At 63.5% G+C, this 8,373-nt stretch carries 4 protein-coding genes; all 4 read left to right on the plus strand.

From position 1 onward, the window contains the following. Positions 1 to 4,064, plus strand: a 4,064-nt coding sequence (locus tag VJ604_RS09285; protein ID WP_324081849.1) for an OmpA family protein, incomplete at its 5' end; no start/stop codon positions are given. Beyond that, the gene (locus tag VJ604_RS09290; RefSeq protein WP_324081851.1) at positions 4,061 to 5,344 is read left to right on the plus strand and encodes a hypothetical protein; all 1,284 of its coding nucleotides are present in this window, start codon (positions 4,061 to 4,063) and stop codon (positions 5,342 to 5,344) included. The genes VJ604_RS09285 and VJ604_RS09290, both read left to right, overlap by 4 nt. 28 nt (positions 5,345 to 5,372) lie before the next feature. Beyond that, on the plus strand, positions 5,373 to 7,148 hold the full coding sequence (locus tag VJ604_RS09295) for a sensor histidine kinase (RefSeq protein ID WP_324081853.1): 1,776 nt from the start codon (positions 5,373 to 5,375) through the stop codon (positions 7,146 to 7,148). 113 nt (positions 7,149 to 7,261) lie between these two features. Then, the gene (locus tag VJ604_RS09300) at positions 7,262 to 8,221 is read left to right on the plus strand and encodes a GGDEF domain-containing response regulator (protein ID WP_324081855.1); all 960 of its coding nucleotides are present in this window, start codon (positions 7,262 to 7,264) and stop codon (positions 8,219 to 8,221) included. The last annotated feature ends 152 nt before the right edge of the window (positions 8,222 to 8,373 follow it).

Consider the following 8,373-nt stretch of genomic DNA (forward strand, 5'->3'; position numbering starts at 1 on the left):
CGGTGCCGTTTGGTGGGCCGGCCCGCGGGGATTTCGCACTGGCGGTGCTGCCCGGCCTCGGCCAGGCGGCCACCCTCGCTCCGGGCAGTCCGACCAGTCCGACCAGTCCGACCAGTCAGACCAGTCAGACCAGTCAGACCAGTCAGACAGCTCAGACAGCTCCGACAGCTCCGACAGCTCCGACAGCTCCGACACCTCAGCCGTTCCTGCGCGACTGGCTGCTGGTCGGCGTTGGTAACCTGGCGGTGGGCACCAGGGAGGTGAGCGGCAACCTGAACACCATCCAAAAGGAGGCCCGCTTCGAGGAGGGCTTCTCCCACGACCAGCGGCTGGCGTTCTTCACCCGCGGCACGCTCCTCGACAACTACCTGCTGACCGCCGCCTACGACTCCAACAAGCAGCGCCGCGACGGCGTCTTCCAAGCTATCAACCCGGAAAAGTATTACCCGGTCTACGGCGACGCCACGGACATGGGCTACCAGGCGCAGTCCCGCAGCAAGCTCTACTTGAAACTGGAGTCGGGCCGCTCCTACCTCTTGGCCGGCGACTACCGCACCGACCTCTCGGAAAATGAGTTCTCCCGCTATGACCGGGCCCTGAACGGTGTCAAGGTGGAGCTGAACACTGTACACCTGGACCTGAAAGGGTTCGAAAGCCAGACCGAGGAGTCGGTGGTGAGGGACCAGATTCCCGGCAACGGCACCTCCGGCTACTACTTCCTCTCCAGGAAACCGATCTTCGAAAACAGCGAACGCATCCGCATCGAAGTTCGCGACCGCTACCACTCGGAGCGGCTCATCTCCGTCTCGGAGAAATTCCGCTACGCCGATTACACGATCGACTACAACGCAGGCACCATCCTCTTCAAGGAGCCGGTCCCCTCGCTTGACCAGAACCTGAACCCAGTCTCCATCGTGGTCAATTACCAAAGCCAGACCTCCTTTTCCGAGCAGTACGTCTACGGCGGCCGGGCCCTCCTCAAATCCGCAACCGGCTCCTATCTCGGCGGCACCGCCGTGGTCGAGCAGGAGGACTTCAAAAATACCACCCTCTACGGCTTCGACGCGGGCCTGAAGTTCGGCGACCGCTTCAGCCTCAAAGGGGAGGGGGCGGTCAGCGATACCCTGGAACGGGGAAGGGGGACCGCCTACAAAAGCGAGCTCACCGCCCGCCTTTTCGATTCACTGGCACTGGGAGGCTACTACCGCAAAGTCGATACCAACTTCTTCAACAGCTCCATGACCGGCAACGAGATCGGCACCCGGAAGTATGGCGGGCGCCTTGACTACCGGGGAATCCCCGAGACGCTCCTCTTCGCGGAGAGTTTCGTACAGAAGGACGACATTAGCCGGACCAAGCAGTACGGCAACCAGGCGGGCGTGCTCAGGAAGTTCTCCCTCTGGGAAACGGAGGGTGGCTTCAAAAGCATCGAGGAGGAGAAGCCCGGTGTGGAAGGTCGGTCCAACCTACTCTACGCCGGAGTGAAGGGGCCCATCCTCCCCCGGCTCGACGGAAGCCTCCGGCGGGACCAGCTCCTCGCCCCATCCAACGTGGCGGAGTACCAATCCCGCACCTTCCTCAAGCTCGATTATCGGCTCAACGACACCACCAAGCTCTTCGCCACCGAGGAGTACCAGGAGGGGCATCCCAACATCCGGCAGGCCACCCGCTTCGGGGTAGAAAGCACAATCAACGAGAAGATGCGGCTCACGACTGGTTATCAGGTTTCCAGGGGGACGGCTGGCACCACCGAGCAGAGCAGCACGGAGGTCACCAGCAAGCTTCTCGACCGAGACGACATCGCGATCGAGTCGCGGACCGGGTACCAGATCGAGAACTCCCTTTCGCAGGAGCGCGGGCAGGCCATCCTCGGATTGAACAGCCGCTATCGGCTGGCCGAAGGAATCCTCCTCAACTCCTCCTTTGAGCGGGTGCAGACTGTTCAGGGGATCAGCGGGACCCGCACCGCTTTCACCCTGGCTGGTGAGTACCTGCGCCAGAAGGACCTCAAGCTCACCGGCCGCTATGAGATCCGCACCGGTCCCGGCGAGACGACCTCCCTCTACAACGCCGGCTTCGCCTACAAGGCGACCGGAGCCCTCACCCTGCTTGGCAAGGGGACCTTCTCCGACAAGAACGCCGATGCGGGCCACGACCACCTCTTCGATGGCTACCTGGGGAGCTCGTTTCGTCCGCTGGCCGGCAACCCCCTGCAGCTCCTGAGCCTGCTGCGCTACAAGATCGACGATTGCCCGAGTACCGGCACCGGCGACAACCGGTGGCTGACCCTCTCCAACGAGGGAACCTACCGCCTGGTGAAGGACTGGACGGTGCAGGGGAAATACGCCGGGAAGTTCAGCTGGTCCAGCGCCAGTGGCCACGACTACGACAGCTACACCGATCTCATCCTCGCCGGCCTCTCCTATGATCTGGCGGAGCGCTGGGAACTCTCGGTGTACCTGAAGCTCATGAACCAGTACGACACCGGCCAGCACAGCCTCGGGAGCGTGGCCAGTGCCGGGTATCGCGTCTATCGCAACGTGGTGCTTTCCGCCGGTTACAACTACGCCCGCCTGGACGATAAGGACCTGACCGGCGAGACCTTCCAGGGGCATGGCCCCTTCTTCGGCGTGAAGGTCAAGTTCGACGAGGACATGTTCGAAAGCGAGGAGCGAAAGGTGGCGGCGTTCCCGCCTCCCAAGCCGGTGCAGGTTGCCGCTCCTCCCACGGCAGAACCTGCGGTCCGGCAGCCGAAGGCGCAGCAACCTCCGCCGGTTCCGGTACTGCTGGCATCGGCGGAGCGGCTGGACGAGCCTCTGCGCCTTTCCGGGAGCGCGGAACTCCTTACCCTGCTGGTGAACGGCGAGCCGGCGCGGCTCCCCTCCACTGCGGTGACCGTGAGCCGGGAACGGCTGGAGGGATCTGTCGATCTCAAAAAGGGGAGGCCGTCTGCTCCGCTTCGCTTTACCGCCAGCGTTCAGCAGGCCGAACTGGTCAGATCCTGGGCTCTCGATATTCGGGACGCCGACGGGAGAGTGCTTCGCTCGCTCACCGGGCAGGGAGCGCCGCCGAGGCAGCTTTCCTGGTCGGGCGATAGCGGCGCAAGCGAGTTGCGGGAAGGTGAGATCTACCAATACCAGCTCAGCGTCACCTACCAGGACGGCTCGACTTTCACGACGGGCAGGGACCTGTTCGGGGTGAACCGCAGCGAGGCTGTCCTCGTCACCCTGGCCGGCGGAGCCTTCGTCTTCGACACCTGGAGCCTGACGGCGGAGGCCAAGCGGCTGCTGAAGGGGGCGGCGCGCGTGCTGAAGGCGCACCCGAATGAGAAGGTCATTATCGAGGGGCATACCGACGGTGTAGGGACGGTTAAATACAACATGGAACTCTCCAGGAAGCGCTGCAAGGAGGCTGCCCTCTACCTGGTGCGGGAGGAGGGAATCCCGGCATCGCGGCTGATCCGGCGCTGGTACGGCAAAGCCAGGCCGATAGCCGACAACCAAACCGACCAAGGGCGGCGGTTGAACAGGCGGGTCGAGTTGAAGGGGAATTTTGAGGAGAGGGTTCCTGTCGCGCCCAAGGACAGGTTCCGGACGGCTCCCTTCGTAGTGATCAATGGCAAGCAGGTCGCCGTTGACGGGCTCGGCCGCTTCCAGACCGCCATCGCGGCGGAAACCGCCCAGCTCAAGGTGGAGATGGGGGACTCACAGGGGCGATCACTGGCCACGACCCTGCCGGTGCCTGCCCTGCGGCTGGCCGGGCCGCTGGGAGAGAGGAAGGTCGCTTACGGCGCCTCTGACGGCTGGCTCTCCGTCAGCGGATCGGGAACGGCCACCTGCACCCTGGCCGGCGAGGTCGATGCGGGAACCACTGTCGAGCTGCAGGGGCACTTGGTATCGCTGGATAAGGAAGGGCGCTTCCTGGTTCCCCTTCCGCTTGGCGCAAAAGAAAGGGTGCTGGGGTTGGTGCTCCGCAACGGGGCCGGCTGCTCCAAGCTCCTGAACCTGCGACTGGTGACGTCATCGCCGGCTGCGCAGCCGGTGACCGAGGGAGAGCGTCCATGACACGTGGAGCTGGGAGCAGAAGATGGCGGGTGGCGGCCCTGGAGACCTGCGGATCGCTGCTGCTCGTGCTCATCCTTTTTTCGCTGTTCATGGTCTCGCTGCACGCCATGTTCCCGGAGGGGACTCCCCTTAAGGAGTTGGTGGGGGAAGAGGAGAAACTGGGGCCGGCTCGCTATGCGGGGGGCCGGCAGGCGGAGGCGACGCTCTCCTCGCTCAAGCGCGATGTCCGCTTCCGGCGCGGCAACTCGGTGGCCTGGGGCGGGGCGAGCAAGGGGATGTCCCTTTTCAGCCAGGACGCCGTGCAGACACTCGATCATTCCGGCGCCACGATATCCTTCGGCCCCAGCGATCACCTGCAGCTGGGCAGCAATTCGCTGATAGTGGTGACTCGGCTCAATGCCGAAGATGAGGCGGGGCCGCGCAGCTATCGGGTGCAGGTGGACGGCGAAGTGCGCGGCAACCTTTCGGCGGGTAGAAAGCTGGGGCTGGAACTGAGGGCGGCCGGGCACCTGGCACGCATCTCGTCCGGTGCCGCCCGCTTCCATGTCGCTCCCATGGGGAAGGACAGTGCCGGCTTCGCCGTGTACCAGGGTGAGGCGCAATTGGAAGGGAAGGGGAGGATGATCCGGGTGCCGGCGAATTATGGTGTGCTGCTCAGGAAGGGAGTGGTGGTGGACGGACCTGCTCCCCTGCCTGCAGCACCGACCGTTGGGGAAGGAAGGGCGCTCTACCGTTACCGCTTGCTGCCTCCCGTCGTCCGGTTCCGTTGGGCCGGGCCGGACGGGGATTTTCATTTTCAGCTCGCCCGCGACCCGCACTTCGCAAAATGCCTGATCGATGAAAAGCTCTCCAGCCGGGGCACTCCACCGGGGGGTGAGAGGGGCGGACTCACCCACGAGTTCGCTACCGGCAAGCTCTCCCAGGGAAACTACTACTGGCGCGTCAGCAGGATCGAAGAGGGGAGGGAGGGGGCCTTCAGCAAGGCGGGTGAGTGCGAGTTGGTCCAGGTGCTTGCAGCCCCCAAGCTGTCGGTGAATTTCCCGTCCGGGCAGCAGGCCGTGGGCCTCTTCGTCCTGTCAGGGACAGCGCCTGCGGGGTCGAAGGTCTTTGTCGAGGGAGTCGAGGTGGAAATCGATGGCGACGGAGGTTTCAGCCAAACGCTTTCCTTGAAGCCCGGCGTGAACCTGATCAGGGTGGAGGCGGTGGACGGCGCGGGGAATGTCAGCTACGCGTCGCGGATCGTTTATGGCGGGAGCCAGGGCAAGATCATTTTGCAATAGAAACGGGAAGGTCCCGAGGAGGCCGGGAATGGACAACAAACTGAAGTTCCCGCTCAGGTTCAAGATACTGGTCGCCCAATTGCTGGTGGTCACGGTGGTGTTGAGCCTGATCACCTTCACCATGGCCAGGCTCTTTCATGAGGATAAGACCGCCTACATCCACGATCTGACCTCCACCGTGGTCCAGCATACGGCGGCAGAGGCCAACGCGCTGATGGTGGGCTACCGGGAGCGGCTGAGGCTGTTCTCCAAGGTGATGGCCGAGGAGCCGAACGAAGGGAGGCGGCAAGTCCTGCAGGGGCTCTTCGAGGAGTTCGGCGAGTTCGTCATGGTGACCCGCCTCAGTGAGAGCGGGGAGGAGACCGTGTACGACGCAGCCGGCCTAAAAGCCAGCGGCGTCGCCAAGGAGGACTTGCTACGCTTCCGGCAGATGCACCCGCTCCCCTCAGTGCTTACCGAGCAGGAGCCGTATGTGGAAAATTCCACCGTGTCGCCGAGGCTCCCTACCATCACCCTCACCGTCTTCCAACCGGCCAAAGAGGGGAAGGAGGCGGTCACCACCTCGGGCGTCATCCGTCTGGACCGGCTCTTGAGCCTGGCCCGCCGCTCCAGGGTCTTCGAGACCTTTGTGCTGGATGGCGACGGGCGTTTCCTGGCCCACTCGGATCGTACCCGAATCGCGACCGCCGCCGATCCGAGCTGGTGGGGGAAGGTGAGGCACCTGCGGACGGCAGGGATGACGTTGGAATACCAGAGCCGGGGTAAGGGGATGGTGGGAGGCTTTGCCAAAGTCCCCTGCGGAAGCCTCACTGCCGGTGTCCAGATTCCCAAAAGTGCCGCCTACCTTACCTCGCGGGAGCTGATCACCGACCTGCTGGTGATATCCCTCACCCTTCTGGGTGCGGCGGCCATCCTGAGCCTGTTCTGGTCGCACCGGATCACCCGTCCCATCGAGAAGCTCTCCGAAGCCACCCGCATGGTCGGGCAGGGGCGCTTCGAGATCGAGGTGGAGGCTGATTCGCGGGACGAGATCGGGGCGCTGTCGGGATCCTTCAACCGGATGGCGGTCGAGTTGAAGGACAGGGAGAAGGCATTGAAGGAGCTGTACGTTCAGCTGGTGCAGTCGGAGAAGATGGCGGCGTTCGGCTCCCTGGGCGCCGGCATCGCGCATGAGGTGAAAAATCCGCTGGCCGGCATCCTGGGCATCACTCAGCTCTCTTTGAGGGGGGCAGGCGAAGGGAACCCGCTGGAGAAGAACCTGAGGATCATCGAGAAAGAGACCAAGCGCTGCAAGACCATCATCGAGAACCTGCTGAAGTTCGCCCGCCAGGAGCAGGTGGAATTCAGCTCGGTGGAGATCGCCCAGGTGGTGGAGGACGCCATCGCCATCGTTGATCATCAGCTGGGGATCAATGGGGTCACCGTGGTAAAGGAGCTGGAGGAGGGATTGCCGACGGTGAACGCAAACGCCAACCAACTGCAGCAGGTGTTGATGAACCTGATGATCAATGCGCAGCAGGCAATGGGAGGCAATTCCGGCAAAGTCACTCTGGCCGCCAGCAGGACCGGGACAGCTGGAGTGGAACTCCGGGTAACCGACACCGGACCCGGCATCCCGGAGGAGATCAGGCAGAAGATTTTCGAGCCATTTTTCACCACGAAACCGGCGGGGCAGGGGACCGGGCTGGGGCTTTCGGTCACCTACGGCATCATCAAGGATCACGGGGGCGACATCCGGGTGGAAGGCGGTGAGGGGCTGGGGGCGATTTTCGTAATCACGCTGCCCGCCGCTACCGGCACTTGAACAACTAGTCTGTTATCTCCTGTGAGAGTCCCCCCTACATCCCCTCCCCTTCAAGGGGAGGGACAGGGTGAGGATGGGTTTGGCGGGGCGTTCGGCTAACAAGGAGGTATCGAATGGACGACGCGATGAATTTACTGGTGGTCGACGACGAGGAAACCCTGAGAAGTGTCCTGTCGCAGGTGTTGGAGGCGGACGGGTTCAAAGTCTCCGAGGCCGCCAGCGGCGAGGAGGCCCTGGAGACGTTTCGCGCAGTCTCGCATCCCCTGGTGATCACCGACATCAGGATGGGGGGGATGAGCGGGATCGAGCTTTTGACCGAGATAAAGCGCCACAACCCGGATAGCCAGGTGGTGATCATGACCAGCCATGCCTCCCTCGACAGCGCGGTCACCGCGCTGCGGGCAGGTGCCTACGACTACCTGATCAAGCCGTTCGAGAGCCTGGACCTGATCTCCGCGGTTGCCGGCCGGGCGGCGGAGAAGGCGAGGCTGGTGGCGCAGAACCGCCAACTTGTGGAACAGCTGCAGAAAGCCAATGAAGAACTGCAGCAGGCCAACGTAGTCCTGAAGGAGATGGCCCTCAAGGACGGCCTCACCTCGCTTTTCAACCACCGCCATTTCCAGGAGACGCTGGCCGTGGAGATCGCCAGGTCCCGCAGGTATGAGAAGCAGTGCTCCATCATCTTCATGGATGTGGACAACTTCAAGACCTTCAACGACACCCACGGTCACCCGGAAGGGGACAAGCTGCTGAAGACACTGTCGGCAATCCTGGTGGGGAGCGTGCGCTGCACCGATGTGGCGGCGCGCTATGGTGGCGAGGAGTTCGTGCTGCTTTTACCGGAGACCCCGAAGGAAGGGGCGCTGAAGATAGCGGAGGAGTTGAGGGCGAAGGTGGAGGCGGAGCCGTTCCCGGGGCGGGAGAAACAGCCGCTCGGCAAGGTGACCATCAGCGTGGGGGTCGCCTGCTATCCGGAGGATGGCGCCGATGCACCGTCTCTCTTGGCCTATGCGGACCAGTTGCTGTACCAGGCAAAGCGCGGCGGACGGAACAGAGTGCTCGGGAGGCCGTGAGACCAATTACACCTCCTCCCGAAGGGGGGAGGATGGGAGGGTGGAGCACTGCTGCATTATGGGTGCTGTCGTCTATGGGACGGCGGAGTTCCCCCTCCCTAACCCTCCCCCTCCGGGAGAGGGGATGTCGGACACACCGCCGCCTTCGACGT

This window comes from Geomonas sp. (assembly GCF_035254065.1).
Classification (GTDB): domain Bacteria; phylum Desulfobacterota; class Desulfuromonadia; order Geobacterales; family Geobacteraceae; genus Geomonas.